Source organism: Pectobacterium quasiaquaticum (assembly GCF_014946775.2).
In the GTDB taxonomy this organism is placed as follows: Bacteria; Pseudomonadota; Gammaproteobacteria; order Enterobacterales; family Enterobacteriaceae; genus Pectobacterium; species Pectobacterium aquaticum.
Genome location: NZ_CP065177.1, coordinates 565,885 through 592,298 on the forward strand (window position 1 = coordinate 565,885; position 26,414 = coordinate 592,298).

Below are 26,414 nucleotides of genomic sequence, written 5' to 3' on the forward strand. Positions count from 1 at the left end.
TATTATGCCGCAAACCGATCAAATTAACCGCCGTGTGGTTCTGGCTCAGCGGCCGCACGGCGCGCCAACATGCGATCTGTGACTGCCCAGACCGCTTGCCGCTGCTGGCGGCGAGTTTTTCACTCGACAGAGTATGTTACCAGTACGGGCAGATAGTCACACGTGTATAGAAACTACCTGAGTAATACATGAGAATAACAAGGTAAGTCATTATTCTTGGTGGTGTTCGTTTAACCAAAAGAAAAGGGATAGACAAAGGGATGATAATGAAATTTGAAAAACAGGCCGCTTAAAATGGTCAATGGTGACAACTAGCTTTAAAAACGCCAGCTATGCCAGAGAAGTGCCCAAGGATAAGCATCTGGTAGGCAAAATCTTCACTCAACGTATTGAGCGTAACAACCTGATATTGAGGACGTGCATTAAACGTCTGGCCCAGAAAACACTCTGTTTCTCACGCTCGATTGAATTGCATGAAAAAGTCATCGGGCGTTCATTGAAAAACATATGTTTTACTAATTGGAAGTATTACCCAAAGAGCACTATCTGGTCGCGAGGCTGGGTGGCGCTTTTTTTATGCGCGGCATTGCTGAAATGTTGCCGTATCGTTGATGAATGCGTTTATAGCCTGTTATCGGGGAAAGCATTCTGCGCTACAATGGCGGTGTTACTTTATTTACAAATACCTTTTTATTCAAAACAACTCTGTTCGGAGTAGGGACAATGTCTGACGATGCGTCTACGCTTCTGCGCTCTATTTCCTGGTTTACTGAGCCCCCTTCGGTATTACCTGAGCACATTGGTGACTGGCTGATGGAAACCGGCTCTATGACGCGGCGGCTTGAAAAATATTGTGCCCAACTGAAGACCACGCTGTGTAGTGAGAGATTCATTACGCCACAGGCGCTGGGCGAAGAACGCGAACAACTGCCGTACAGTGAGCGTTACTGGCTGCGTGAGGTGGTGCTGTATGGTGGCGATCGTCCTTGGCTTTTTGGCCGAACCATTGTTCCGCAACAAACGCTCGACGGCACGGATTCAGCCCTGACGAAAATAGGTAATCAGCCGCTAGGCCGCTACCTGTTTGGGCAAAAGGCGCTGACGCGTGACTATATCCATACCGGATGCAGTGAAGGCTTATGGGCGCGGCGTTCCCGCCTCTGTGTCTCGGGTTATCCGTTACTGTTGACTGAGCTTTTCTTACCGGAATCACCGATTTATTTCAGCCGGTGATGAAGGTTGGCAGGTAATTTGGGGAGATAAATCCTTGGAAAGAAGTGTTACAGCAGGGAAATGGCTGGCTTATTGCCGCTTGATGCGGATTGATAAACCGATAGGTTCTCTGTTGCTCCTGTGGCCAACGCTATGGGCGCTGTGGCTGGCGGGTGGGGGAGCGCCTGCACCGTGGACGCTGCTTGTTTTTGTCGCTGGCGTTTTCTTGATGCGTGCGGCGGGCTGCGTCATCAATGATTATGCCGATCGCCATTTTGACGGCCATGTAAAACGCACCGCTTCTCGCCCCTTGCCCAGCGGTGAGGTGAGTGAGCGAGCGGCCAAAGTGCTGTTTGTCGTACTGGTCTTGCTGGCGTTTGGCTTGGTGCTGACGCTGAATAAGATGACGATCTGGCTGTCCGTTGCGGGGCTGATTCTGGCGTGGGTTTACCCGTTTATGAAACGGGTCAGCCATCTTCCTCAGTTTGTGCTGGGTGCGGCGTTTGGCTGGTCGATCCCGATGGCGTATGCCGCGGTGAGTGAAAGCCTGCCGGCGAGCTGCTGGATGATGTTTTTAGCGTATATTTGCTGGACTGTCGCCTACGATACCCAATATGCGATGGTGGATCGTGATGACGATCTGAAGATCGGCGTGAAATCCACCGCGATCCTATTTGGTCGTTTTGACAATATCATCATCGGGTTGCTGCAGTTTAGTATGCTGGCGTTGCTACTGGCTTTGGGCATCACCACCGGATTAGGAACGCCATACACTATTTCGCTGCTGGTGGCTGCGGGGATGTTTGTTTATCAGCAAATCCTGACCGCTGGGCGCGAGCGTGATGCCTGTTTCAAAGCCTTTCACAATAATAAATACGCAGGTATGGCAATATTTATTGGCGTGCTGTTTGGTCTGTAGCGCAAACCGTCAAAGACAAAAAGCAGCGATTTCTCGCTGCTTTTTTTATGGTGGAATGCTCAGAGATGTTTGTTATGCCAAACGCATTTACGGCTTTATGGCGGCGTGTTATCCGCCATTTTCCCGTTACTGTCTGGCTACGCCTGCTTTGTCTCTTCCACTTTTTCTACTGCCTGACTATTGGCTTCCATTTCAGCAGATGAGCTGGCGCTTTCGATAGTCAACCGAACTTCTGGGGTGATCAGATCACCGAGGATGCTGTAAATTTCCAGGATATCGCCTTGCGCTGTTTCCTTACTGTCGGTGATATACCCTTCCGTACGTAAGGTCGCGACCAGCGTTGAGAACACTGCTTTATCAAAGAATTCCGGCGCGTTGATGCCGTGCAAAACGGACAGACGCTGTGCCATGTTCCGGCTTTCTTTCTCCAGCGTTCCACGGTTAATTTCTGGATTCGCGCACAGTAAGGACAGCGTAATCGCATAACGTTGCAGCGTTTCACGCACGCCTGCTGACAGCAGTTGCAGCGTACGGATGCGTGGCGGATTGATAGCTAATTGACCGTCACGGCTACACAGCAGCTCTTGTCGAATCAGTTCGTTAGCCAACGTTTCCAGCACGCTTGGCAATTGTTCTTTGGAATAGTGCAGGAACAGCTCGGCTTGCAGCAGCGGATAGACCAGCGTGATCTGTCGCACGACATCGGCAAGCGTAATCCGGCGATGATGGATGACGATGCTGGCGATCAGTGACGGCAAGACCAAAAGATGCTGGATGTTATTGCGATAGTACGTCATCAGTACCGCCTGCTCGCGCGGCAGAATGATGATATCGCCAATGCTATCCTTCTCTACTTCAAATTTGTTCATGCCCAACGCGTGTTCCAGCAGTTCATCCGCTGTCTTTTTGGGCACCGTAATATCTTTGTGGTAAGGCACCTGACGTAGCAGTTGCAGATAGCAATCCAACTGCTCGTGCATTTGTTCGCGCGTGAGTGAACGCTGGCGCGAGGCTAATAAGGCCGTAGAGCACAGGTTCATCGCGTTTGCTGCCGCAGAATTGTTGATGCGCACCATGATATCCATAGAGATATCCTGCACCGTCGGCGTTAGCCAACTCGGACGCTGTGCTTCGATGGGATCGATCGCGTCACGCCATTGCGGAACATGCTGATTCAGATAGGTTGTCAGCGGGAGGGGTTCGCCGAAGTTCACATAACCCTGACCCAAATTACGCAGTTTGCGCAAACCTCGCACCATCTGCATAAAGCCTTCTTTTTCCTTCACCGCCCCGCGCAGCTCTTTCGCATAGGTGCCGACTTCCATTACATGCTCGTAGCCGACATAAATCGGTACCAGCGTGATGGGGCGCGTGCCGCCTCTGAGCATGGCCTGAATGGTCATGGCCAGCGTACCGGTTTTCGGCTCTAACAGACGGCCCGTGCGTGAACGTCCGCCTTCCATGAAGTATTCAACCGAATAACCTCGGGCAAACAGCTCACCCAGATATTCACGGAAAATCGTGGAATACAGCTTGTTGCCTTTGAAGGTACGGCGAATAAAGAACGCGCCAAGACGGCGGAAGATCGGCCCCGCTGGCCAGAAATTAAGGTTGATGCCAGCGGCGATGTGCGGCGGCACTAAGCCTTGATGGTACAGGACGTAGGACAGCAGCAGATAATCCATGTGGCTGCGGTGGCAGGGCACATAGACAATGCCGTGACCATCCTGCGCCAGTTGGCGAACGCGTTCGGCGTTATGGACGTTAATCCCTTGATAAAGACGGTTCCACGTCCAGCTTAATACGCGATCCGACAGACGCACGGCCTCATAGGAGAAGTCAGCAGCGATTTCTTCCATCAACGCAATTGCATTCTGCTGCGCTTTTTCAGTAGAAATCTTCTTACTGCGCGCCTCATCGTCTACGGCTTTCTTGATCGCTTTGGAATCCAGCAACTTGTTAAACAGTTCCTGACGCACTGGCAAGCGCGGCCCAACTGCCGCCAAGCGTTGGCGGGAGAAGTGCATACGTGCGACACGCGCCAGTTTGTGGGCTATGGTTTTGTCAGTACCATGCTCGGTCGCCATATAGCGTAGTGATACCGGGCTGGAGAAGCGGACAAAGCTGTCGCGGCCTAGCCACAGGACGGCGAAGAATTTCTCGATACCGTTGAGCAAGCGCAGGTGTGGTGCGGCCTGAGCGTGACCTTCCCGACCCGGAGAACGTCCAAACATCACAGAAACCGGCACCATCTGTACGTCTAAATCTGGATTGGCACGATGCAAATCCAGATAGTCGTGGAACAGCTTGACGGATTTCTGTTTGGGAACGTAATAGCGGAAGACGCGCGGCCCGTCATTGATAAAGACGTGGCTAGGCAGTTCGACGCCATCGAATTCGAACGGCTGCGAGGGATCGGGTAGCCCCAATGCCAGGCATTTCGCTCGTAGCGTCAAGAGATCCGCCTGAGAGTTATAAGGCAGAACATAGAGTATAGGACGTGAGGGATCTAACCCCAGCTCGACCACCGGATCTGCGGGAACAACTTTGCTCTTCACCAGCAGTTTCAGTGGGAGATTCAATAATTTATAGTAAATTTTACGCCAACCTGACATAACAACATGGAGCCTCTTGTTAGCAATGCGCCGCAAGGATACCAGAAACTGCGCCGGAGATCTGTGGTGATGAGACAACGTAAGCGCGTTAAAATGCGAATTATTTAGAGTCTAAAAATGGAGGATAAATGAATAAAGCAACGGGGATGACCCGGATTATTAAGGCGACCGGTTATTCCTTTAAGGGGCTGAAGCAGGCGTGGCAGCATGAGGCGGCATTTCGTCAGGAAACGATACTGACCCTTGTCGGCGTCATTATCGCGTGTTTACTACCGATTACGCTGGTCGAGAAATTGCTACTGATCGGGTCTGTGGTACTGATTATGCTGTTTGAGCTGGCCAATAGCGCCATTGAAGCCGTGGTCGATCGCATTGGTCTCGAGCACCACGAATTATCCGGTCGGGCGAAAGATATTGGCTCGGCGGCTGTCTTTGTTGCCATCTTGTTAGCTGCTGTCGTGTGGGGCTGCATCCTCTGGCAACATTTTGCCTGACGGCACGCATAAATGAGTAAAAGTCAGGGGCTTTGCCGATATCTTCATTTCCAATTGTGGCTTACCTGTATATACTCACAGCAAAACTGTATAAACAACCAGGGGGCGGAATGAAAGTATTAACAGCAAGGCAGCAGCAGGTTTATGACCTGATCCGCGATCATATTGCGCAAACCGGAATGCCGCCAACGCGTGCGGAAATTGCTCAACAACTGGGGTTTCGCTCTCCTAATGCGGCTGAAGAACATCTGAAAGCGCTGGCGCGTAAAGGTGTGATTGAAATTGTTTCGGGCGCGTCTCGTGGTATTCGTCTATTGATGGAAGAAGAGACGGGTATTCCTCTGGTTGGTCGCGTGGCCGCAGGTGAACCGCTGCTGGCACAGGAACATATCGAATGCCGCTATCAGGTTGATCCTGCGATGTTCAAACCCAGCGCTGACTTTTTGCTGCGGGTGAGCGGCATGTCGATGAAAAATATCGGTATTATGGATGGCGATTTACTGGCTGTGCATAAAACAGAAGATGTGCGCAACGGCCAGATTGTCGTCGCGCGTATTGACGATGAAGTGACGGTGAAGCGCTTGAAAAAGCAGGGCAATACGGTACACCTCCTCGCTGAAAATGAAGAGTTTGCCCCGATTGTTGTCGATCTACGTCAGCAAAGCTTTTCGATAGAAGGCTTGGCGGTTGGCGTGATTCGTAACAGCGACTGGAGCTAACCGTTCCACAGTAATAGGAGATGCCCGAGTTTTTTCTGAATTCGTTCGTGCTTCTCAAAGAAAACGATAGCTTTTGGGCTATCGTTTTCTTTGTATACAACGTCCTGTCACGAAGGAGATTCCATCAATGGATACTATCGTTTTTTAATCGGAACGGTATGGTCGTGATCGCAATGGTCCGTCTGTTTGCATAATGCGACTTCCTGGCAGCTTCCGCACAACCCATGCGCTTCCACTACGCTATGACGCAGCGTAAATCCCGACTGCTGTGCCAGACTACGCAGCGTTTCTTCCACACCTTCGGTTTGACGTTCCGTGACTTGCCCACAGCGGTCGCAGATGAAAAGGGCAGATGTATGGCTGTGGTCTTCGATATGGTGACACAGCACGTAGCTGTTGTTTGATTCGACGCGATGAATGAAGCCTTGTTCCAGCAGAAAATCCAGCGCGCGATAGACAGTCGGCGGTTTCGCCTGAGGTTCGGAAACGCGCAGCAGATCCAGCAGGTCATAAGCGCTGATAGCACCCGACTGCTGTGCCATAAGGCGTAAAACCTCTAACCGCTGTGGCGTGAGACGCACAGCGCGCTGCTGACAAATCTGTTCAGCCTGGGCAAGAAGTTTGTCCTGTTGGGTTGAATCCATTGTCATATCACCCTGACGCATTGAGGAACAAGACGGATATCTTACCACGACTGAATAAAAACGCCGAACTGGCGGCGTTTTCCTGCGAAAACCACTTCCTGTAAAAACAACTCTCTGCAAAAAACAACGGACAGAAGCGCTACACGACCAGATCGATGAGCAGCGCCCGCAAAGGCGACTCTGCCTGTAGCGTCAACGCCGTTTCTTCCTTAATGAAGGCTCCGTCGCCGCAGTGCAGTGTTTCACTGTTCTGGCTGCCTTTTACCGCCATTGAACCGTGAATCAGTTGGAGATACGCCTGATTTCCCTGTAGCGCGATTGTGCTTTGCTCATTCTGCTGGAGATCGACATGATGAACCCAAACCTGCTGGCGCAGTTGCAGGCTATTGTGCTCACCTTCCGGTGAGGCAAGCAGCGTATAATTTACTGAACTCAGCCCCATGCGCTGCAACGGGCTGTTTTCTCGCGTTTGGCAAGCATTCAGCCATAATTGCAGCCGCGTCAGCGGTTTGTTGGCGTTGATATTATGTTCGCTATAGCTGACATTCGGCTGCGTGGCGAGCAGCAGCACATCTCCGGCTTTGGCCTGAATGTGGCAGCCGTTGCTGTCGCGGTATTCCGCTTCGCCCTGAAGAATAATATTCAGAATATCAACCCGTGGATAGGTTCGCGGCTGAAATGATGCCCCTGGAGCCAATACTTCCTGATTGAGCACGCGCAGAGACGCGTAGCCCAGCAGCTGTGGGTCAAAATAGTGACCAAAAGAAAAGGTATAGCGCGCCTGCAACCAGCCATAGTCGGCCTGGCCGCATTGACCTGCTGCTCTTCGTGTGATCATAATTTTTATCCCCCAGAGAATTATTTATTGAACTGATAGTAATTGTGTGGACGTTGGATTGTTAGCTAGTTAATCTGGTGGGTATATTCAAAATTCCTGAATGAGTACGAAGATGGCGAGAGAACGAGCACTGACGCTGGAAGCGTTGAGGGTGATGGATGCGATCGATCGTCGTGGCAGCTTTGCCGCTGCAGCAGACGAACTGGGTAGGGTGCCTTCTGCGCTGAGCTATACCATGCAGAAACTGGAAGAAGAGTTAGATGTAGTGTTGTTCGATCGTTCTGGACATCGTACTAAATTCACGAATGTTGGGCGGATGCTGCTGGAACGTGGTCGTATCCTGTTGGAGGCCGCGGATAAGCTCACGACGGACGCAGAGGCGCTGTCACGCGGTTGGGAAACGCACCTGACGATTGTGACGGAGGCGCTGATCCCGACTCAGCGAATTTTCCCATTAATCGATAAACTGGCACTTAAAGCCAATACGCAGGTATCGATTCTGACGGAAGTGCTGGCTGGGGCATGGGAGCGTCTTGAGCAAGGGCGCGCCGATATTGTGATTGCGCCGGACATGCATTTTCGTGCGTCTTCTGAAATGAATACCCGCAAGCTGTACACAATGAATAACGTTTATGTCGCCAGCCCAGATCATCCGATTCATCAGGAGCCTGAACCGCTCTCGGATGCAACCCGAGTGAAATACCGTGGGATTGCGATGGCGGATACCGCGCGTGAACGCCCGGTACTGACCGTGCAGTTGTTGGATAAACAACAACGTCTGACGGTGAGTTCGCTGGATGATAAACGGCGTGCGCTGTTGGCGGGATTGGGCGTCGCGACCATGCCGTATCAGATGATTGCGCAAGATATTGCCGAAGGGCGTTTGCTGGTGATTGGACCGGAGCATCAGATGGAAAGCCAGATTATTATGGCGTGGCGGCGAGACAGCATGGGCGAGGCGAAATCTTGGTTCCTGCGTGAGATTCCGAAACTATTGAACCAACCTTAAATTCCGCGCATTTTGCGGCAAGGTGTTCTCCACACCTTGCCGCACTATTTCACTCCTGCTTAGCGAAAATCGGCCAAAACCTAGTATAAATCGACAAACGTCTTATCACGCTCGTGGGGCTGGTTCAGATCTTGCTCTGGACCCAGCGAAATCACGCCATGCGGATTAATCGTGCCGTGGCTACGGTAGTAGTGGTGACGAATATGCGCCATATCGACGGTATCGGCGATGCCGGGCATTTGATAAATATCACGCAGAAAACCGAACAGGTTGGGATAATCGCTCAGGCGATATTTATCGCATTTAAAATGCGTGTGATAGACCGGATCGAAACGGATCAACGTCGTCCACAGCCGCAGGTCGGCTTCGGTTAACTGCTCACCTGTCAGATAGCGTTGTTTTGCCAAAATGCGTTCCAGATCGGAGAGCGCAGCAAAAACGGTTGTGGCGGATTCATCATAGGCTGACTGGCTTGTCGCAAAACCGGCTTTGTAAACACCGTTGTTGACTTTGTCGTAAATCCAGCCGTTCAATTCGTCAATCTGAGCACGTAGCGCTTCTGGGTAATAATCTCCCGCCGTTGCCCCTACGCCATCAAAAGCGCTGTTCAGCATGCGGATGATATCGGCGGATTCGTTACTGACAATGGTGTGCTGCTCGGTATCCCACAGGACAGGCACGGTCACCCGACCGCTGTAGTCTGGCATAGCGTGCAGGTAGAGCTGGTAGAGGAATTCGTGCTGATAGAGTGAGTCACCCGTCGCGGCTTCAAAATCGGTACCGAACGTCCAGCCATGATCGAGCATGAGTGGATTAACCACCGAAACGGCGATGTGATCTTCTAACCCTTTCAACTGTCGCATGAGCAGCGTGCGGTGCGCCCACGGGCAGGCAAGCGAAACATAGAGATGATAACGGCCGGACTGGGCAGGAAAGCCACCTTTGCCGGTGAGGCCGGGTGCGCCATCGGGCGTTACCCAGTTGCGGAATGCGGATTCTGAACGCTTAAAATGGCCGCCGGTAGATTGGGTTTCATACCAGGTATCGTGCCATACGCCGTCAACCAGTTGTCCCATAAATCCCCCCGTTAGTGAGTGATGATAAAACAACGGCAAGCCTTATATGCTTGCCGCCTCATTCGGTATTCGACTATTAAGTGTAGTACAGGCCGGAAAAGGCTCGTCTTACCACTTTTTGCCCAGCAGGCGGTCGATACTGAATGCGCCTGGGCCTGTTACAGCCAGCAGGAGGTAGCCGCCAGCGATGGTCAGGTTTTTCATGAACATCAGTTGGTTCATGCCTTCTGCAAAGTTAGAGTGGAAAATCAGTGCAGTCAGCAGCGTAAAGCCCGCAGTGAACAGCGCGACGGTACGTGTCAGCAGACCGAACAGCACCGCGAGGCCACCACCCAGTTCCAGCAGAATGGTCAGCGGCAGCAGGAAGGTTGGTACGCCCATCGCCTGCATGTATTGTTGTGTGCCCGCATAGGCATCACCCAGCTTACCGTAACCTGCAACGATAAACAGAGTCGGCATTAAGATACGTGCAACCAGCAGTGCAGTGCTTTCTAAATTTTTCATCATCTCTCCAATTGATTTTGTTGTGGGCTATATCGCCCTATTGTGTTTGTTGTAGCAGGTGTGGTCTGAAAACCTGGCCCGCCATCAGGTTATGGGCAGATAGTATAGAGAGATGATTTGCGCTGCCAGCGAGTATAATTGTTGTTTTATTTCAGAAAAATTGATGTTCAGTTAGTTAGGCAAGAATACGCTGTGATGGCGTGAGCGCGTTAGGTAAAAGTCAGATGAAAAGTGGTGTATAGATAAGGCAGATGGCCGAGGTGATAGGAAGGATTACGGACGTGGCTCAAACGTTTTACGGACGAGCCTGAATGTCCCCCACAGCCCGACGAGGCGGCGTCCCCAGCGGATCATGCGGCTAGGATGGCGCACGCCATAGAGCGCCACGAGGCTGGAGCCCACGATCCAGTATTTACGCCACTGCATCAGGCTTTGCCAGCCGCGATCGTAACGTGCGGTGGTATCCAGCCAGTGTTTTTTACCTGCTGATAAATCCAGCCGCTGCTGCTGTATCTGGCGCAGTAGCTGGGCTTTTTCTCTGTCTCGCTGTTGACGCTCGTTCACTTGGGCTCGTCCTCCAGCAGCGATCTGTCGGTCGCAAGCTCCTTGCGCGTCGCTTTGAGCAAGGTGGAACGACGTACCTTCACGAGTGTCCATATGCCGCCTATCAGCGCTAGTCCTAGCAAGGTGGCGGTAATACACCCCAGCGCAAAAAGACGATACTGCGGATCGATGCCCCAGATGATCAGCGCAATCAGGCTCATAATGCCAAAAGCGGCAAAAAGTAGCGTCAGGCCGACCATTATCAGCAACTGAATCAGATTGGCTTTCTCTTCCTCTAATTCAATGACCGCCAGTCGAACACGGCTTTCCACCATGCTGACAATAATGGAGATGATGCGCTGAGCAGAAGCCATGACCCCGCTTGCGGGGCCTTGTTGTGATTTATCCGTCATAACGATCCGCTAATTAGCGACGAGACAGCAGGACGCCAAGCACGACACCGACTGCTGCACCAATGCCGACACCGGTCCACGGATTCTGGCGTACATAATCGTCCGCAGATTCAACCGCTTCTTTGGTTTGGGAAGCGATGCGCTCACCGGTATCGCTCAGGCGACTGCGGGTTTCTTTCAGCGCGCTTTCTGCCTTATTACGCAGCTTGTCGAGTTCCGCTTTAGATTTATCGCTGGAGGTGCTTAATACTTCTTCCAGCGTGTCCGCCAGTGATTTCAATTCGGCGCGTAGGTACTCAGAATTTTGATCTTTAGCCATATTAATAACCCTTCATGTTATAAACCTGAACGTTAACTATAGCTTAAGCTGATATTTATGCCGCCCTAAACAGTACGGAAAATTCTGATAACTCGCTGTAAATTTTAGCGATTTGGTTTTTGAATGCAAAATGAACAGTGGTCGTGTGTTTTGTAGGGAATGGATGGAGATAGTTTCTATAGAGATAGTTTCTATGGAGATAGTTTCATCGTCGTCACCCCAGTTTGGATTGTTTCTGTGTCAGTTTTTGCTGCCAGAAGGGCGTCGGAGTTGTTACTTGCTGCGCGGTAATCGTGACTTTGGGTAGAGACAAACGCAGGACATCTCTGGCAGCGATACTCTGTTCCGGCGAGGCCAGACGGACGATCAGGCTATCTTGCTCTGGCGTAATGCTTTTGATCGCAATTCCTTTTTCGTTGAGACGCTGATATACGTAAAAGCCATCGGGCAACGCGGCACCGTCATAAGGCCTGATGTGTAGCATCGCATCGTCCTGAGAGCGGCGTAGTGACTGAGACTGCGTCAATCCAATCATCGATAGTGTAATCAATAGCAGTACTCGAGCTGCTTTTCTGGAGAAGAGCTTAGGGAATAACCCGCTGATTGACACAGTTAGTTCCCTTTTTCTGCATTATTTGCCTTAGCGTCACGTTTTTTACGCCACAGGACAAAAAGCGATCCAAACAGGCCGATAAACAGCAGCACTAGTGGCAGCATCATCAGGCAGAACATCAGCTCGTCTTCATATTTCAGGAAGACTGTCGTTTTTCCTAAAGCAAAGCCTAGCGTAACCAGAATAAATACCCACATGAACCCGCTCATCCAGTTAAAGAACTGAAAGCGCGCGTTATTCAGGCCAGACAAGCCTGCGATGGTTGGGAGTAACGTTCTGACAAAAGCCAGAAAGCGGCCAACTAACAGCGCGGACAAACCATGACGATGGAAGAGTTGGTGGGCGCGTTGGTGATAGTGCGCGGGCAAATGTGATAGCCAGCCCTGAACCACTCCCGTATTGCCAAGCCACTTCCCTTGAATATAGCTGGCCCAACAGCCGAGGCTGGCGGCCGTCGTCAGGAGAAATATCGTAAAAGGGTAATTCATTGTGCCCTTGGCAACGAGGACGCCGACTAAAATGAGCAGGCTATCGCCGGGCAGGAACGCGGCGGGGAGCAGGCCATTTTCCAGAAAGATAATCAGAAACAGTAGTATGTAGATGGTCCATACCAGCTTAGGGTCGGCTAAAATATCGAAATCCTGATGCCAGAGTGCGTTTAACAGTTCTTTGATTAATTCCATCCGGTATTCCTAATACTGCAGTTGCATTTTAGCCTTGGCGACAATCACGCACGCTTCTGGACATGATAAGAGTGAATACAGTGTTAATCCCGTCATACGTCAAGTTGCCTGAAACTCGAATTATTCAGGGTATATCAGGGCACAGGATTATGATTTTTTGATGATCTCTGTTTTTCTGCCTGATAGCGAAGCTGGCGTCTGACTTGATGCTCGCTTTTCGCTGCGAACCCGATAAACAGGTTGCTTGGGGATTGTTTGGTCTTGGCAGACTTTGCATCCAAAGCGACGGATTAAGCGTAAGAAAGACGCGTTAACTGTAACAAAATAGGTGTTACTGAGACAGAAAAATATTACGACAACTGGGGCGGTTTAGGGGGATTTTTCGAAGAAGAGTGGGGATTTCTGCGATATTTTACACTCGCTGACAGAAATCAACGTTTTCTGACTTTTTCCCTTTGGTGCAAAATTTTCCCCCTTCGCTCAAAACAAGGGGGAGGATGCCTATTTAGGACTTGCCAGTGTGTATCTGGTCGAGGTGGACGACCGGATTTTCGGCGAACATATAGCGGTCGACGTTAAACTCGAAATCATCCGTTGTAGCGCGAAATAGCATCTGTTTGGTGTTTTCCAGATGTTGCCACATCGCCAGTTTGGCTGCATAAGGATCTTTGCGAATCAATGCCTTAAGGATGCGGTCGTGCTCTTCGCACCAGCTTTCAATCGATTTGTCGTCAATGTGCTCATGCAGTTTGCGCCAGTAGGGATTGTGGATCCGTTGGCTCCACATTTTCTCGACGATGGTCGCCATCGCGGAGTTCTGTGTTGCCAGTGCGACCTGAACGTGGAATTTGAGATCCCACTGAGAATCACGGAAGCGATCTTCCTGACGCGCATATTCCTGAATTTCCATCAGTTGGATGATGTCCTGACGGGTCACCTGCGTGGCCGCAAATTCAGCAATGTTGCTTTCAATAAGCTGGCGAGCCTGAAGCAGCTCAAAGGGGCCTGCCGCGACAAATTCACTATCGCCGCTATTAATGAACGGATTCTTCTGCTGGTTGGAAATAACGTGAATGCCTGAACCCTTTCGTACTTCAACGTACCCTTCGACTTCCAGCATGATGATGGCTTCGCGCACCACGGTGCGGCTGACGTTCATTTCTTCAGAAATATAGCGCTCTGCCGGTAATTTTTCGCCGACCTGATACATACCACTTTCGATGCGCTGTTTTAATTCTGCGGCTAACTGCTGGTATAGCCGACGGGGTTCAGTGAGTGCCATGATGATGTCTACTCTCGATAGATGACGGTCCATGTGCCACGTCAGGGCCTGAGTGTCTATCTCGTTAATCTTTCAAGGATGATTTGTTATACCACTTAATCATAGCTGCAACCAATGTTGTGGTCACAGTTATCGCGGTGTGTTATCGGAGGGAGGTGGCTCACCCAGTCGCAGATCATACCGGATGAGCCAGGATAATGCAGGAATTATCAGTGCTGGCTGGCTTCTTTCAACGTTTCCGCTGCGGCGGCGACTTCTGATGCCGGTTGGTTTTTCAACACCGTCCAGATGACGACAGCACCTAGCAGATCGAAGACTGCCAGTGCAGCAAACAGCGGGCTGAAACCCAGTGTATCGGCCAGCGCACCTACAACCAGTGCAAATAGGGTACTTGCCATCCAAGCTGCCATCCCGGTTAAACCGTTCGCTGTGGCGACTTCATTACGACCAAATACGTCAGATGACAGGGTAATCAGCGCGCCGGACAACGACTGGTGCGCGAAACCACCGACGCACAGCAGGGCGATGGCGACGTAAGGGCTGGAGAACAGCCCGATCATGCCAGGTGCAATCATCAGCACTGCGCCCATCGTAACCACCAGCTTGCGAGAAACGATCAGGTTCACTTTGAAATGCTTTTGGAACAGCATTGGCAAGTAGCCGCCCAGAATGCAGCCGATATCGGCAAACAGCATTGGCATCCAGGCGAACATGGCGATTTCTTTCAGGTTAAAGCCGTAGGCTTTAAACATGAACAGCGGGATCCACGCGTTGAAAGTCCCCCACGCGGGTTCAGCCAGAAAACGCGGCAGTGCGATACCCCAGAATTGGCGGTTACGCAGGATCTGCCAGGCGGACATTTTTTTCGCGTTATTGGTCTGGTGCTGTGCTTCCTGCCCGCTAAGAATGTAGTCGCGCTCTTCGTCGCTGAGTTTTTTCTGATCTTTTGGGTGTTTATAGAAAACGAGCCAGCAGAGGGCCCAGATCAGGCTCAGTACACCGGTAATGATAAAAGCCATTTCCCAGCTATGAGCCACAATCGCCCACACGACCAGCGGTGGCGCGATCATGGCGCCGATCGATGACCCCACGTTGAAGTAACCCACCGCAACAGAGCGCTCTTTTGCCGGAAACCATTCGCTACTGGCTTTCAGGCCAGCAGGGATCATGGCCGCTTCTGCCATACCGACTGCGCCACGGGCGATCGCTAATCCCCCCCAGCTGTTTGCCAGCGCGGTGCCCATACAGCAGATGGCCCACAGAATGGCGAACATGGCATAGCCGATTTTTGTGCCAAGCAAATCCAGTACATAGCCAGCGATAGGCTGCATAATGGTATAACAAGCTGAGTAGGCTGCAACGATGTAAGAATACTGCTGTGTCGTGATGTGCAACTGATCTTGTAACGTCGGTGCGGCAACAGACATTGCATTACGTGTCAGATATCCCAGCACGGTGCCAATGGTCACCAGGCCGATCATGTACCAGCGTAATCCTTTGATTTTACGCATTTACTTTTTCTCCGAGTCAATAAAAAACACCGTAATGTCTCTTGAGTGGCATCAGGGTGTGATGTGTCTTGTGATGTCGTGCGACACGTTTTGTTGTTGTGTTGAACAGGAAAACCCTTCTCTTTGTGAGATAGCGATTGAATCCCTGCTTAAGGCAGCGCTACAATAATTTGTCATACAACTTTAAAAGTTGAGTGATATCACAAAACCATTATTTTTATAATGGAATAGCGAGTTCCTCGTTTAAACCGAGAGAGACAGCCGTTTACGGCGATAAATGCTGGGTTATTGTACTGTTTGTGACATTTTTGCGATCATGACCTCACAAATACTGTGAGATATCGCGCATAATTGGTGTGATATCTTTTAACGGTTAACTAATTTGGTGCACAAGAAGCACGGTAAGGAAGAGAACATGCCCCAGTTTATGAGTGAAGATTTTCTGTTAGACAGTGAATTTGCCCGTCGTCTTTATCATGAGTATGCCGTCGACCAACCGATATTTGACTATCACTGCCATTTGCCGCCTGAGCAGATCGCAGAAAACTATCGCTTTAAAAATTTGTATGACATCTGGCTGAAAGGCGATCACTACAAGTGGCGCGCTATGCGCACCAACGGCGTGCCTGAGCGTTTGTGTACCGGTGATGCCAGCGATTGGGAAAAATTTGAAGCTTGGGCCGCTACCGTGCCGCACACCATCGGCAACCCGCTTTACCACTGGACACACCTGGAACTGCGTCGTCCGTTCGGTGTAACCGGCACGCTGCTGTCACCGAGCACGGCAAAAGACATTTGGGATCGTTGTAATGCCATGCTGGAGCGCGATGACTTTACCGCGCGCGGCATCATGCAGCAGATGAACGTGAAAATGGTGGGTACGACAGACGATCCGATTGACGATCTGCGCCACCATAAAACCGTTGCTCAGGATTCAAGCTTCTCTATCAAAGTGTTGCCGAGCTGGCGCCCGGATAAAGCGTTCAACATTGAGCTGGCAACCTTCAACGACTACATGGCGAAACTGGGTGAAGTCTCCGACACTGACATTCGTCGTTTCAGCGATCTGCAAACGGCGCTGACCAAGCGTCTGGAGCACTTCGCGGCACACGGCTGTAAAGTGTCTGACCACGCGCTGGATGTGGTGATGTTTGCCGAAGCGGATGAGGCAACGCTGGATAACATTCTGGCGCGTCGTCTTGCGGGTGAAACGCTGAGTGAACATGAAGTAGCACAGTTCAAGACCGGCGTTCTGGTCTGGCTGGGTGCGGAATATGCCCGTCGCGGCTGGGTTCAGCAGTATCACATTGGTGCTCTGCGTAACAACAACCTGCGCCAGTTCAAGCTGCTGGGGCCGGATGTGGGCTTCGATTCCATTAATGACCGTCCGCTGGCTCAGGAACTGTCTCGCTTGCTCAGCAAACAGAATGAAGAAAACCTGCTGCCGAAAACCATCCTTTACTGCCTGAACCCGCGCGATAACGAAGTACTCGGTACCATGATCGGCAACTTCCAGGGCGAAGGGATGCCGGGCAAGATGCAGTTCGGTTCCGGCTGGTGGTTCAACGATCAGAAGGACGGCATGCAGCGTCAGATGACCCAATTAGCACAGCTTGGTCTGCTGAGCCGCTTCGTCGGTATGCTGACCGATAGCCGCAGCTTCCTGTCTTATACCCGTCATGAATATTTCCGCCGCATCCTGTGCCAGATGATTGGTCGCTGGGTGGAAGATGGCGAAGCGCCAGCCGACCTGCCGTTGCTGGGCGAAATGGTGAAAAACATCAGTTTCGATAACGCTAAAAACTATTTTGCTATCGAGCTGTAATTCCACCGTATCGGTGTGAGTTGCACGAGGGCGCGGCAGTAAGATTCCTAAAGGGGATTAAGCCGCGGCTCTCGGTGTCTCGGTCTTTTGTCATCGGCACCGGTGGTGATTCGGTGCGGGTGATTATGAATATAGGGCAAGGATGACGGTGGTCGATCGGTCGTGCCCTGAATGTGAGATTCGTCCTAAGGTAGCCTGTTAATGCAAACGTTAAATCGTCGTAACTTCCCCGGTCGTCAACACCCAGATCGTGTTATCCAGTTTGGTGAAGGCAACTTCCTACGCGCTTTCGTCGACTGGCAGTTGGATTTGCTGAATGAGCACACCGATCTGGATGCGGGTATTGTCGTGGTTCGCCCGATCGATTCCGATTTCCCGCCCGCGCTTGACACGCAGGATGGGCTGTACACTACGATTATCCGTGGTCTGAACGAGCAGGGCGAGGCGGTTCGCGAACCCCGTCTGATCCGTTCGGTAAACCGTGAAATTAACGTGTACCGTCAGTTCGATGAGTATCTGGCGCTGGCGCACGATCCGAATATCCGCTTCGTGTTCTCCAATACCACTGAAGCGGGTATCAGCTATCACGCCGATGACTGCCTGAACGACGCGCCGCCTGTCAGCTTCCCGGCGAAATTAACCCGTCTGCTGTATGAGCGCTTCTGTCATTTTGACGGCGCAGCGGATAAAGGCTGGGTGCTGCTGCCGTGCGAGCTGATTGATTATAACGGCGTGGCGCTGAAAGCGCTGGTGCTGCGCTATGCCGCACAGTGGAAACTGACGCCAACGTTTACTGCCTGGCTGAACGATCACAATACCTTCTGCTCAACGCTGGTGGACCGCATTGTGACGGGTTACCCGCGTGCCGAAGTGGAAGCGCTACAGCAGGAAATGGGCTATCAGGATACGTTTTGGGATACAGCGGAACACTTCTACCTTTTTGTGATTCAGGGACCACAGTGGCTGGCGGAAGAATTGCGTCTGAATAAGCTGGATCTGAATGTTCGTATCGTTGATGACATCAAGCCGTACAAAGAACGTAAAGTCGCGATTCTCAACGGTGCTCATACTGCGCTGGTGCCGGTGGCATTCCTCGCAGGTCTGGATACCGTTGGCGAATCGATGAATGATGCCCTGATTGGCAAATTCGTGGAAAAGACCATTGCCGAAGAGATTGTGCCGGTATTGGATTTGCCGCATGACGAACTGACGTCGTTTGCTCAGGCTGTATTAAGCCGCTTCCGTAACCCATTCATTCAGCATCAGCTGTTATCTATCTCGCTGAATGGCATGACCAAATTCCGCACCCGCATTCTGCCACAACTGCTGACCTACCGTGAGCGTCACGGTGAACTGCCTGCTCGCTTGACGTTTGCGCTGGCGGCCTTGATTGCATTCTATCGCGGCGAGCGCAGCGGTGAAGGCGATGCGTTACAAACCTATCCATTGCAGGACGATGCACACTGGCTGGAACGTTATTCCACGCTGTGGGCGGGCGTAAAAGAAAACACCGTCAGCCTGGCTGAGCTGGTGAATGTCGTACTGCGCGATGCCGATCACTGGGAACAGGATTTAACACAGGTTCCTGGCTTGGCTGCGCAGGTGACTGAACAGTTGCAAACCATCGTTGAGCGCGGCATGCGCGCAGCCGTGGAAGGTTATTGCTAATCAGTAAGAAGGGTTATCCATGCAAAGTATTATAAAAATTCATTCTCTGGACAATGTGGCTGTCGCCCTGCGTGATGTCGAGCAAGGCGAAACGGTGTCGGTGGATAGCCATACGGTGACACTTCAGCAACCTGTCGTGCGCGGACATAAGTTCGCGCTGGAAACCATCGCACCGGGAGAAATGATTACCAAGTATGGCCTGCCGATTGGCCATGCGTTGGTGTCTATTGCTCCCGGAGAACACATCCATTCTCAGAATGCGAAAACCAATCTGAGCGATCTGGATGAATATCAGTATCAGCCTGAGTTCCTCGAACTGCCGCCACAGATGGGCGATCGGGACGTGCAGCTCTATCGTCGCAAAAATGGTGATGTGGGTATCCGTAATGAGCTGTGGATCCTGCCAACCGTTGGCTGCGTGAACGGGATTGCGCGTCAGATTCAGCAGCGTTTCCTGAAAGAAACCAACGATGCCGAAGGGATCGACGGCGTTTACCTGTTCAGCCATACCTTTGGCTGTTCACAGCTCGGTCAGGATCACGAAAACACCCGTACGATGCTGCAAAACATGGTGCGTCACCCGAATGCGGGGGCAGTACTGGTGATCGGTCTGGGCTGTGAGAACAATCAGGTTGACGCCTTCCGTACGACGCTGGGCGATTTTGATTCCGATCGCGTGACGTTCATGGTGTGCCAGCAGCAGGACGATGAAGTCGAAGCCGGTCTGGAGCGGCTGCATACTCTGTATGAGGCGATGCGCCATGACAAACGCGAGCCGGGTAAGCTGAGCGAGCTGAAGTTTGGTCTGGAATGCGGTGGCTCCGATGGGCTGTCTGGTATTACTGCCAACCCGCTGTTAGGGCGTTTCTCTGACTATCTGATCGCCAACGGCGGCACTACTGTGCTGACCGAGGTGCCGGAAATGTTCGGTGCGGAACGTATTTTGATGAGCCGCTGCCGTGATGAAGCGACGTTTGAGAAAACCGTGCACATGGTGAATGACTTCAAACAGTACTTCATCGCGCACAACCAGCCGATTTACGAGAACCCCTCGCCGGGTAACAAAGCGGGGGGGATCACCACGCTGGAAGAGAAATCTCTGGGCTGTACGCAAAAAGCCGGACAGAGCAAAGTGGTGGACGTGCTGAAATATGGTGAGCGCTTACATACTCCGGGGCTCAACCTGCTCAGCGCACCGGGGAATGATGCCGTCGCAACCAGCGCATTGGCGGGAGCCGGTTGCCATATGGTGCTGTTCAGTACCGGACGTGGCACACCTTACGGCGGATTTGTGCCTACCGTAAAACTGGCGACCAACAGCGAGCTGGCGAAGAAGAAACCGCACTGGATTGATTTCGATGCGGGGCGTCTGATTCACGACATGCCGATGGATGAGCTGCTGAGCCAGTTTGTCGAGCTGATTGTCGAGATTGCTGACGGCAAGCCGACGAAGAATGAAGTGAACGACTTCCGCGAATTAGCCATATTTAAGAGCGGTGTGACGTTGTAAATTACATTTATTCCAATTAAAATAAAACGGCGTTTCATTTTTGTAATGGCGCCGTTTTTTTTCGCCACAACTTTTTAGAGGCAGGGATCATGACACAGTATTGGATTGCCCAGTCTGTTGGTGTACTGGCATTTCTGGTCGGTATCACCATGTTTTTCAACCGTAACGATCAAAAATTCAAAATACAGCTATCGGCATACAGCGCCGTTATTGGTCTGCATTTCTTCCTGATGGGGGCGAATGCGGCAGGTGCCAGCGCATTGTTGAACTCGGCACGTACGCTAATCTCACTGAAAACGCACAACATCCTCGTGATGTTTGTCTTTATCTCACTGACGCTGCTCTTTGGTTTGTCGGGCATGAACCATGCGATGGAACTGCTGCCGATAGCGGGCACGGTAGCCAGTACCTGGGCGCTGTTCCGTACGTCTGGGTTGACGACGCGCTGCGTGATGTGGTGCTCAACCGCCTGCTGGGTCGCGCATAATATTTGGCTGGGCTCGATTGGTGGGTCGCTGATCGAAGGCAGTTTCCTGCTAATGAACGGTTTTAACATCATCCGCTTCTGGCGCATGCAGCAGCGCGGCATCGATCCATTCAGCGTAGAGAATAAAGCGTAATTTCAGGCTTTGATTTGGTCGAGATGCGGTAGTGTAGACGTTATCTGGCGTAAGAAATTATGCTGAGGAGATAGCAGGCTTAGGATGAGCCGCATGGACGCGGCGAAAGCTTGCGCCACGTCGGGAACGTGTCGCAAGTGGTCCGTTAAGCCTGAGACCGACGAAGGCATCGCGCAGCGACATAATTTAGCCGGAAGCCAGGGTTCACAGGGCGACGGCGATTGAGCCGCCCTGTGTCGGGCGCGTGCTACGAGGTAGCATGAAAATGATGGCACGCTGGCGCACGAAACTGTCTCTACGTCTGCATAAAAATGTGACTAAGAGACAGTTCAGCGGAAGGCATAGCTCCTTGAGCGGTTACAGCAGATTCAAACGCTCTTTTTCCGCCAGTTTGGCATCTTCTGCCTGACACACGGCGGCGGTAAAAATCACGTCCGTTGATGAGTTTAATGCCGTTTCTGCGGAGTCCTGCAATACACCAATGATGAAGCCAACCGCAACCACCTGCATGGCGATATCATTGGAGATGCCGAACATACTGCACGCCAGTGGAATCAACAGCAGTGAACCACCCGCCACACCTGATGCACCACAGGCACACAGCGACGCTACGACACTGAGCAGCAGCGCGGTCGGCACGTCAATCTGAATTCCCAGCGTATGGGCGGCTGCCAGCGTTAGCACTGTGATGGTAATCGCCGCACCAGCCATATTGATGGTGGCACCTAGCGGAATGGCGACTGAGTAGCTATCTTCATTCAGGTTTAATTTGCGGCACAGTTCCATATTCACCGGAATATTGGCGGCAGAGCTACGGGTAAAGAAGGCGGTCACGCCGCTTTCACGCAGACAGCGCAGCACCAGCGGATAAGGGTTGCTGCGAATCTTCCAGTAGACGATCAGCGGGTTGATCACCAGCGCAACCAGCAACATACCACCGATCAACACCATCAGCAGGTGGGCGTAGCCCCACAGTGCACCGAAGCCGGTTTCCGCCAACGTTGAGGCGACCAGACCAAAGATCCCCAGCGGTGCGAAGCGGATCACAACACGCACGATAGCCGTTACTGCATGAGATGCATCGCTGATCAGGTTCTTTGTGGAAGCTGACCCATGACGGAAAGCTAACCCCAGACCTACAGCCCACACCAGAATACCGATGTAGTTGGCATTGAGCAGAGCGTGAATCGGGTTAGCGACAACACTCATCAACAGGCCTTTTAATACTTCGACAATACCCGATGGTGGCGTGATGTCAGTAGCTTGCGCACTCAGTGCTAGCGTAGAGGGAAACGTGATACTCAACACGACGGCAATGAAGGCCGCAGAGAAGGTGCCGATGAGGTAGAGAAACAGGATCGGGCGGATATTGGTTTTCTGCCCTTGTTGGTGGTTGGCGATAGATGCCATGACCAGCATCAAAACCAGAATGGGGGCGACGGCTTTCAATGCGCCGACGAACAGCGTTCCCAATAAGCCAGCCGCCAGTGCAGCCTGTGTGGACAGTGAAGCCAGAATAATACCAGCCGCAAGTCCCAGAAGAATCTGTTTAACCAGGCTGCCGTGGGTAATGTACTGCAAAAAACGAGAGTGTTGAGTTGCCATAATTTTGACGGGATAACCGTTCCGCTAAGTGGTTGTTTGTACGGAGTTGGCACCTCTGACATGTGTCGGGTGACTTTTTCTTTCCGTAACGATATGTGTTTGCGCGTATCAGTATATGAGAATTTGTTCTTGAGAAAAGCAATGATGTAGTTTTTTATGACGGACATCCGTGTCCGTCACCCTGCGGGCCGTTGCTGCGCATGTGTAGGAACGGAAACAATGGAATGAGGAAAGCGAACGCCGCACGGGCGAAACCGTGCGGCGAGAGGGGGGAAGCGTTAACGCCCGGCGCGTTTGTTCACCCAGACGTTGATCAGCATAGTGATAATCAAAATACTGGCAACAACGCTCAGAGAAACGGCCACCGGAATATGGAAAATGTCGATGAGCATCATCTTGGTACCGATGAAGATCAGGATGACAGCCAGACCATATTTCAACAGCGAGAAGCGTTCAGCCACGCCAGCCAGCAGGAAGTACATCGCACGCAGGCCCAGAATAGCGAACAGGTTCGATGTCAACACGATAAAGGGATCGGTCGTGACGGCGAAAATAGCTGGGATACTGTCTACGGCGAAAATCACGTCGCTGATTTCAACCATAATCAGCACCAGAAACAGCGGCGTGGCATACAGGATGCCATTACGACGGACGAAGAATTTTTCATTCTCGATGCTATCCGTCATGCGCAGACGACTACGCAGCCAGCGCACCAGCGGCTTGTCGCCGATCGCTCCGTTATCTTCTTTCGCCAGCGCCATTTTAAGACCGGTGAACAGCAGGAATGCACCGAACACATAGAGCAGCCACTGGAACTGCGTGACTAACCAACTGCCGCCAAACACCATCAGCGTTCTGAGAACGATGGCACCCAGCACGCCGTAAATCAGCACGCGACGTTGGTATTGCGGGGGAACGGCGAAGTAGCCGAAGAGCATCAGCCAGACGAAGACGTTATCGACGGCAAGCGCTTTCTCGATCAAATAACCAGTCAGGAAGGCGAGCGACTGGGCGTTGGCCACCTCGCGGCCCATCGTACCATCCAGATACCACCAGAAACCGGCGTTGAACAGCAGAGAGAGCGTGACCCAGATGATAGACCAGACGGCAGCCTGTTTGAACGTCATTACCGTCGACCCTTTGCGCCCTTGATAGAGCAGGTCGATGGCCAGCATCACTATAACAATGGCAGCGAAGCTGCCCCATAACCATGGCGTGCCGATGGTGTGCATAGCAAGATCCTTAAATAGAAACAAAAACGGCCAACATCGGAAGGACGCTGGCCGCTTGTTATTAAAGCTGCAGATGCACCTCGCCTTCCGGCAAGGTCTCACTTACAACATTAATGAAGCTGTCTCATCAAGGTTGCCCGGTAACCGGATGCGTAAAGCATCGTAATGACGATTGACCGGCGGAAAAGTTACTCCCCTTTGCCTGACAGAAGATAGGTGAAAAGATGATCTTGGTCAAATAATTATCGCTGCCTTACTCCGCATTTCCCAGCGTTGCGGCATCGGCAGGAAATACGACACCCGTTTGGCGGCGAATTTCCGTCAGCAGCCCCGCGACGGTACGCGAACGTGCCAGTTCCGCATGGTTAATGTCGTTATCGTTGACCAGCGTGGCAAAGACCTCGGCTTCGTACAGCATGCTGTTGATATGCTGCGGCTGGCTGAGATCAACCTGCTTGCCTCCACGCGGGATGAATTTCACGTTCTGGCATTCGGACACTTTTTCAATCACCAGCGACCCGTCTTCCCCCTGAATTTCACTGGGGATAGAGGAATGGCTGACTTTGGAGTGGACGATGGTCACATCGAAATCGCCGTAATTCAGGACGACGCTGCCATGCGCATCAACGCCACTTTCCAGCAGTGTCGCGCTGGCCTGCGTGGTGCACGGTTCTCCCCACAGCGCCACGGCGAACGCCAGACAGTAGTAGCCAATATCCATGATGGAACCGTTGGAAAACGTCGGATTGAACGTGTTGGGGTTCTCGCCGGCCAAATAGAGCGGGTAGCGCGAGGAATATTGGCAGTAATTCAGCACCACTTTACGCAGTCTGCCGACTTTTGGCAGCGCCTGCTGGATCACGCTAAAGTTGGGCAGGCTGGCAGTTTTGAAGGCTTCAAAGAGTACGACCTGATTTTCTCTGGCGCAGGCGATCATTTGTTCGACTTCATAGCGGTTGGAAGCCAGCGGTTTTTCGCAGATGACGTGCTTGCCATGGCTCAGGAAGAGCAAAGCCTGTTCGCAATGCAGGGAATTAGGACTAGCCAGATACACGGCGTCGATAAGATCGGATTTCGCCATGGCTTCCAGTGAATCAAACAGCGTATCCACCATGTAATCGGCTTGAAACGGCTGCGCTTTTTCTGCCGTACGTGAATAGATAGCGGTGAGCTTCAGTTTGCCGGTTTCGTGGGCGGCGTCAACAAACTGGCGGGTGATCCAACTGGTTCCTACAATGGCGAAGCGAATCATAAGCGTTTGGTATCCTGAAGGCATTTGTGATGGCTATGCAGATTATCACGGTGAAATGACAAGGCAACGTCAATCATTTCCGGTTCTGGCAGAGAAAAGCATTTACTGATGGGCTATTTTAAGGGATAAACAGCGCAAATTTTATGATGCAGGAGAGGCTAATGAGCCAACTCGAATTGGAAACGTGCAACCTGACGTTGGTGCGTTACCCTCAGGTCGCTGAAAACTCGGCGCTACAGGCGTGGGATGCCGCAGATGAATATCTGCTGCGTGAACTGGCTACCATGGAAATCGCGCCGGGCCCGCGCCTGATTTTCAATGATACGTTTGGTGCGCTGGCCTGCGGTTTACAGGCGCAATCGCCCATTAGTATCAGCGACTCTTACCTGAGCCAACTGGCGACGCGACATAATCTGGAACTGAACGGTTATGCTGTCGATGCGGTAACCCTGTTGGATAGCATGGCGGAACTACCGGATGCGCCCGCGCTGGTGGTGATAAAAATACCGAAAACGATCGCGCTGCTGGAACACCAGTTGAGAATGTTGCGCAAGGTCGTTACGCCGCAAACGCGTATCATCGCCGGGGCGAAAGCACGGGATATTCATACCTCTACGCTGCAACTGTTTGAACGCGTGATGGGGCCGACGAAAACCTCGCTGGCCTGGAAAAAGGCGCGTCTGGTTCACTGTGAGTGGGCGGAACTAAAAGTCAGTGAGCAGCCACTTACTACTGAGTGGGAGCTGGATGGTTACGGCTATCGCATTCAAAACCTGGCTAACGTGTATTCGCGTAATGGGCTGGATATCGGTGCCCGTTTCTTTATGCAGCATTTGCCGGAACAGATAGACGGTAAGATCATCGATCTCGGCTGTGGCAACGGCGTCATTGGGCTGGCGGCGCTGAAAGCTAACCCGGAGGCCACCGTCGGCTTCTTTGATGAATCCTACATGGCGGTAGCCTCAAGCCAGATGAACGTTGAGGTTAACTGCCCGCAGGATATCGAGCGCTGTAGCTTCGTGGTGAACCACGGATTGGCTCGCGTTAAGCGTGATACGTTGCAGGCCGTATTGTGTAATCCGCCATTCCACCAGCAGCAGGCTGTGACGGACGAAATCGCCTGGCAGATGTTTATGGATGCCCGCCGCTGCCTTCAGGTTGGTGGAGAACTGCGCATCGTGGGGAATCGCCATCTGGATTATTTCCACAAGCTGAAGCGCCTATTTGGTAACTGTGAAACCCTCGCTAGCAACACGAAGTTTGCGGTACTGCGCGCGGTGAAAACGGGGTCGTCCCGCTAAACTTGCC

The 26,414-nt window shown here is 52.0% G+C and carries 25 protein-coding genes and 1 pseudogene; 11 read left to right on the top strand and 15 right to left on the bottom strand.

All coding sequences use genetic code 11. The features are described 5' to 3' along the window. Nucleotides 1-328 precede the first annotated feature (328 nt). From IG609_RS02655 to ubiA, 3 genes and pseudogenes are all read left to right on the top strand, one after another. A pseudogene (locus IG609_RS02655) lies at nucleotides 329-519 on the top strand (IS1 family transposase); the annotation flags it as partial. A 204-nt stretch (nucleotides 520-723) separates the two neighbouring features. Continuing rightward, the gene (ubiC, locus tag IG609_RS02660; protein ID WP_102117234.1) at nucleotides 724-1,233 is read left to right on the top strand and encodes a chorismate lyase; all 510 of its coding nucleotides are present in this window, start codon (nucleotides 724-726) and stop codon (nucleotides 1,231-1,233) included. 34 nt (nucleotides 1,234-1,267) lie between these two features. Further along, nucleotides 1,268-2,131 carry a 4-hydroxybenzoate octaprenyltransferase gene (gene ubiA, locus IG609_RS02665; RefSeq protein WP_193401180.1) on the top strand — a complete coding sequence of 288 codons (864 nt, stop codon included), beginning with the start codon at nucleotides 1,268-1,270 and terminating at the stop codon, nucleotides 2,129-2,131. A gap of 137 nt (nucleotides 2,132-2,268) precedes the next feature. Here ubiA and plsB read toward each other — a convergent pair whose 3' ends face one another. Further along, nucleotides 2,269-4,746: a glycerol-3-phosphate 1-O-acyltransferase PlsB gene (gene plsB, locus IG609_RS02670; protein ID WP_193399551.1), complete on the bottom strand. Its 2,478-nt coding sequence runs from the start codon at nucleotides 4,744-4,746 to the stop codon at nucleotides 2,269-2,271. 128 nt (nucleotides 4,747-4,874) lie between these two features. On the opposite strand from plsB, the gene IG609_RS02675 reads away from it, so the two are divergent. Next, complete coding sequence (locus IG609_RS02675; RefSeq protein ID WP_180784684.1) at nucleotides 4,875-5,240, top strand: diacylglycerol kinase; 366 nt, start codon at nucleotides 4,875-4,877, stop codon at nucleotides 5,238-5,240. A 110-nt stretch (nucleotides 5,241-5,350) separates the two neighbouring features. Beyond that, the gene (gene lexA / locus IG609_RS02680) at nucleotides 5,351-5,959 is read left to right on the top strand and encodes a transcriptional repressor LexA (RefSeq protein ID WP_005971310.1); all 609 of its coding nucleotides are present in this window, start codon (nucleotides 5,351-5,353) and stop codon (nucleotides 5,957-5,959) included. A gap of 134 nt (nucleotides 5,960-6,093) precedes the next feature. Here the strand turns inward: lexA and zur are convergent, their stop codons facing one another. Both zur and IG609_RS02690 read right to left on the bottom strand, forming a co-directional pair. Beyond that, nucleotides 6,094-6,603 carry a zinc uptake transcriptional repressor Zur gene (gene zur, locus IG609_RS02685; RefSeq protein ID WP_180784686.1) on the bottom strand — a complete coding sequence of 170 codons (510 nt, stop codon included), beginning with the start codon at nucleotides 6,601-6,603 and terminating at the stop codon, nucleotides 6,094-6,096. A gap of 139 nt (nucleotides 6,604-6,742) precedes the next feature. After that, entirely contained in the window at nucleotides 6,743-7,441 is a 699-nt protein-coding gene (locus IG609_RS02690) for a pirin family protein (RefSeq protein WP_180784688.1), read from the bottom strand. Nucleotides 7,442-7,553: 112 nt separating this feature from the next. On the opposite strand from IG609_RS02690, the gene IG609_RS02695 reads away from it, so the two are divergent. Continuing rightward, on the top strand, nucleotides 7,554-8,450 hold the full coding sequence (locus tag IG609_RS02695) for a LysR family transcriptional regulator (RefSeq protein WP_193399552.1): 897 nt from the start codon (nucleotides 7,554-7,556) through the stop codon (nucleotides 8,448-8,450). A gap of 80 nt (nucleotides 8,451-8,530) precedes the next feature. Here IG609_RS02695 and IG609_RS02700 read toward each other — a convergent pair whose 3' ends face one another. The 9 genes from IG609_RS02700 to IG609_RS02740 all read right to left on the bottom strand — a co-directional run bounded on the left by IG609_RS02700 (nucleotide 8,531) and on the right by IG609_RS02740 (nucleotide 15,394). Next, nucleotides 8,531-9,526 (bottom strand): glutathione S-transferase family protein, encoded by a 996-nt coding sequence (locus IG609_RS02700; RefSeq protein WP_193397468.1) that lies wholly within the window; start codon nucleotides 9,524-9,526, stop codon nucleotides 8,531-8,533. A 108-nt stretch (nucleotides 9,527-9,634) separates the two neighbouring features. Beyond that, the gene (locus tag IG609_RS02705) at nucleotides 9,635-10,030 is read right to left on the bottom strand and encodes a DoxX family protein (protein WP_102117243.1); all 396 of its coding nucleotides are present in this window, start codon (nucleotides 10,028-10,030) and stop codon (nucleotides 9,635-9,637) included. Between the two features lie 273 nt (nucleotides 10,031-10,303). Further along, on the bottom strand, nucleotides 10,304-10,594 hold the full coding sequence (locus IG609_RS02710) for a YqjK-like family protein (RefSeq protein WP_180784694.1): 291 nt from the start codon (nucleotides 10,592-10,594) through the stop codon (nucleotides 10,304-10,306). Then, complete coding sequence (locus IG609_RS02715; RefSeq protein WP_039524496.1) at nucleotides 10,591-10,986, bottom strand: phage holin family protein; 396 nt, start codon at nucleotides 10,984-10,986, stop codon at nucleotides 10,591-10,593. The genes IG609_RS02710 and IG609_RS02715 overlap by 4 nt, the downstream gene beginning before the upstream one ends. A gap of 13 nt (nucleotides 10,987-10,999) precedes the next feature. Further along, on the bottom strand, nucleotides 11,000-11,305 hold the full coding sequence (locus tag IG609_RS02720) for an ElaB/YgaM/YqjD family protein (protein ID WP_005971326.1): 306 nt from the start codon (nucleotides 11,303-11,305) through the stop codon (nucleotides 11,000-11,002). Between the two features lie 214 nt (nucleotides 11,306-11,519). Next, nucleotides 11,520-11,915, bottom strand: a complete 396-nt coding sequence (gene mzrA / locus IG609_RS02725; RefSeq protein WP_193397467.1) for an EnvZ/OmpR regulon moderator MzrA — start codon at nucleotides 11,913-11,915, stop codon at nucleotides 11,520-11,522. A gap of 2 nt (nucleotides 11,916-11,917) precedes the next feature. Beyond that, nucleotides 11,918-12,601 carry a DedA family protein gene (locus IG609_RS02730; protein WP_193397466.1) on the bottom strand — a complete coding sequence of 228 codons (684 nt, stop codon included), beginning with the start codon at nucleotides 12,599-12,601 and terminating at the stop codon, nucleotides 11,918-11,920. A gap of 505 nt (nucleotides 12,602-13,106) precedes the next feature. After that, on the bottom strand, nucleotides 13,107-13,883 hold the full coding sequence (exuR, locus tag IG609_RS02735) for a transcriptional regulator ExuR (protein WP_010282953.1): 777 nt from the start codon (nucleotides 13,881-13,883) through the stop codon (nucleotides 13,107-13,109). Between the two features lie 209 nt (nucleotides 13,884-14,092). Then, nucleotides 14,093-15,394 (bottom strand): MFS transporter, encoded by a 1,302-nt coding sequence (locus tag IG609_RS02740; protein ID WP_193397465.1) that lies wholly within the window; start codon nucleotides 15,392-15,394, stop codon nucleotides 14,093-14,095. A 415-nt stretch (nucleotides 15,395-15,809) separates the two neighbouring features. On the opposite strand from IG609_RS02740, the gene uxaC reads away from it, so the two are divergent. The 4 genes from uxaC (at nucleotide 15,810) to IG609_RS02760 (ending at nucleotide 21,017) form a co-directional block, all read left to right on the top strand. Continuing rightward, on the top strand, nucleotides 15,810-17,219 hold the full coding sequence (gene uxaC / locus IG609_RS02745) for a glucuronate isomerase (RefSeq protein ID WP_193397464.1): 1,410 nt from the start codon (nucleotides 15,810-15,812) through the stop codon (nucleotides 17,217-17,219). Between the two features lie 201 nt (nucleotides 17,220-17,420). Further along, nucleotides 17,421-18,887 (top strand): tagaturonate reductase, encoded by a 1,467-nt coding sequence (locus tag IG609_RS02750; protein WP_193397463.1) that lies wholly within the window; start codon nucleotides 17,421-17,423, stop codon nucleotides 18,885-18,887. 19 nt (nucleotides 18,888-18,906) lie between these two features. Further along, nucleotides 18,907-20,397 carry a UxaA family hydrolase gene (locus tag IG609_RS02755; protein ID WP_039279336.1) on the top strand — a complete coding sequence of 497 codons (1,491 nt, stop codon included), beginning with the start codon at nucleotides 18,907-18,909 and terminating at the stop codon, nucleotides 20,395-20,397. A gap of 89 nt (nucleotides 20,398-20,486) precedes the next feature. Beyond that, nucleotides 20,487-21,017, top strand: a complete 531-nt coding sequence (locus tag IG609_RS02760) for a YgjV family protein (RefSeq protein WP_102117251.1) — start codon at nucleotides 20,487-20,489, stop codon at nucleotides 21,015-21,017. A 357-nt stretch (nucleotides 21,018-21,374) separates the two neighbouring features. Here IG609_RS02760 and sstT read toward each other — a convergent pair whose 3' ends face one another. The 3 genes from sstT to IG609_RS02775 form a co-directional block, all read right to left on the bottom strand. Beyond that, nucleotides 21,375-22,622 carry a serine/threonine transporter SstT gene (sstT, locus tag IG609_RS02765; RefSeq protein WP_193397462.1) on the bottom strand — a complete coding sequence of 416 codons (1,248 nt, stop codon included), beginning with the start codon at nucleotides 22,620-22,622 and terminating at the stop codon, nucleotides 21,375-21,377. Nucleotides 22,623-22,900: 278 nt separating this feature from the next. Further along, complete coding sequence (locus IG609_RS02770) at nucleotides 22,901-23,854, bottom strand: TerC family protein (RefSeq protein WP_193397461.1); 954 nt, start codon at nucleotides 23,852-23,854, stop codon at nucleotides 22,901-22,903. Nucleotides 23,855-24,107: 253 nt separating this feature from the next. Further along, on the bottom strand, nucleotides 24,108-25,106 hold the full coding sequence (locus IG609_RS02775; protein WP_193397460.1) for a Gfo/Idh/MocA family protein: 999 nt from the start codon (nucleotides 25,104-25,106) through the stop codon (nucleotides 24,108-24,110). 161 nt (nucleotides 25,107-25,267) lie between these two features. Between IG609_RS02775 and rlmG the strand changes: the two genes are divergently transcribed. Next, nucleotides 25,268-26,407, top strand: a complete 1,140-nt coding sequence (gene rlmG, locus IG609_RS02780; RefSeq protein WP_193397459.1) for a 23S rRNA (guanine(1835)-N(2))-methyltransferase RlmG — start codon at nucleotides 25,268-25,270, stop codon at nucleotides 26,405-26,407. Nucleotides 26,408-26,414: the final 7 nt, after the last annotated feature.

Excerpts from the sequence above, each read along its gene's own strand:
- ubiC (WP_102117234.1), top strand. The coding sequence starts at position 724 with ATGTCTGACGATGCGTCTACGCTTCTGCGCTCTATTTCCTGGTTTACT.
- plsB (WP_193399551.1), bottom strand. The coding sequence starts at position 4,746 with ATGTCAGGTTGGCGTAAAATTTACTATAAATTATTGAATCTCCCACTG.
- IG609_RS02675 (WP_180784684.1), top strand. The coding sequence starts at position 4,875 with ATGAATAAAGCAACGGGGATGACCCGGATTATTAAGGCGACCGGTTAT.
- lexA (WP_005971310.1), top strand. The coding sequence starts at position 5,351 with ATGAAAGTATTAACAGCAAGGCAGCAGCAGGTTTATGACCTGATCCGC.
- zur (WP_180784686.1), bottom strand. The coding sequence starts at position 6,603 with ATGGATTCAACCCAACAGGACAAACTTCTTGCCCAGGCTGAACAGATT.
- IG609_RS02690 (WP_180784688.1), bottom strand. The coding sequence starts at position 7,441 with ATGATCACACGAAGAGCAGCAGGTCAATGCGGCCAGGCCGACTATGGC.
- IG609_RS02695 (WP_193399552.1), top strand. The coding sequence starts at position 7,554 with ATGGCGAGAGAACGAGCACTGACGCTGGAAGCGTTGAGGGTGATGGAT.
- IG609_RS02700 (WP_193397468.1), bottom strand. The coding sequence starts at position 9,526 with ATGGGACAACTGGTTGACGGCGTATGGCACGATACCTGGTATGAAACC.
- IG609_RS02705 (WP_102117243.1), bottom strand. The coding sequence starts at position 10,030 with ATGAAAAATTTAGAAAGCACTGCACTGCTGGTTGCACGTATCTTAATG.
- IG609_RS02715 (WP_039524496.1), bottom strand. The coding sequence starts at position 10,986 with ATGACGGATAAATCACAACAAGGCCCCGCAAGCGGGGTCATGGCTTCT.
- IG609_RS02720 (WP_005971326.1), bottom strand. The coding sequence starts at position 11,305 with ATGGCTAAAGATCAAAATTCTGAGTACCTACGCGCCGAATTGAAATCA.
- IG609_RS02730 (WP_193397466.1), bottom strand. The coding sequence starts at position 12,601 with ATGGAATTAATCAAAGAACTGTTAAACGCACTCTGGCATCAGGATTTC.
- exuR (WP_010282953.1), bottom strand. The coding sequence starts at position 13,883 with ATGGCACTCACTGAACCCCGTCGGCTATACCAGCAGTTAGCCGCAGAA.
- IG609_RS02740 (WP_193397465.1), bottom strand. The coding sequence starts at position 15,394 with ATGCGTAAAATCAAAGGATTACGCTGGTACATGATCGGCCTGGTGACC.
- uxaC (WP_193397464.1), top strand. The coding sequence starts at position 15,810 with ATGCCCCAGTTTATGAGTGAAGATTTTCTGTTAGACAGTGAATTTGCC.
- IG609_RS02750 (WP_193397463.1), top strand. The coding sequence starts at position 17,421 with ATGCAAACGTTAAATCGTCGTAACTTCCCCGGTCGTCAACACCCAGAT.
- IG609_RS02755 (WP_039279336.1), top strand. The coding sequence starts at position 18,907 with ATGCAAAGTATTATAAAAATTCATTCTCTGGACAATGTGGCTGTCGCC.
- IG609_RS02760 (WP_102117251.1), top strand. The coding sequence starts at position 20,487 with ATGACACAGTATTGGATTGCCCAGTCTGTTGGTGTACTGGCATTTCTG.
- sstT (WP_193397462.1), bottom strand. The coding sequence starts at position 22,622 with ATGGCAACTCAACACTCTCGTTTTTTGCAGTACATTACCCACGGCAGC.
- IG609_RS02770 (WP_193397461.1), bottom strand. The coding sequence starts at position 23,854 with ATGCACACCATCGGCACGCCATGGTTATGGGGCAGCTTCGCTGCCATT.
- IG609_RS02775 (WP_193397460.1), bottom strand. The coding sequence starts at position 25,106 with ATGATTCGCTTCGCCATTGTAGGAACCAGTTGGATCACCCGCCAGTTT.
- rlmG (WP_193397459.1), top strand. The coding sequence starts at position 25,268 with ATGAGCCAACTCGAATTGGAAACGTGCAACCTGACGTTGGTGCGTTAC.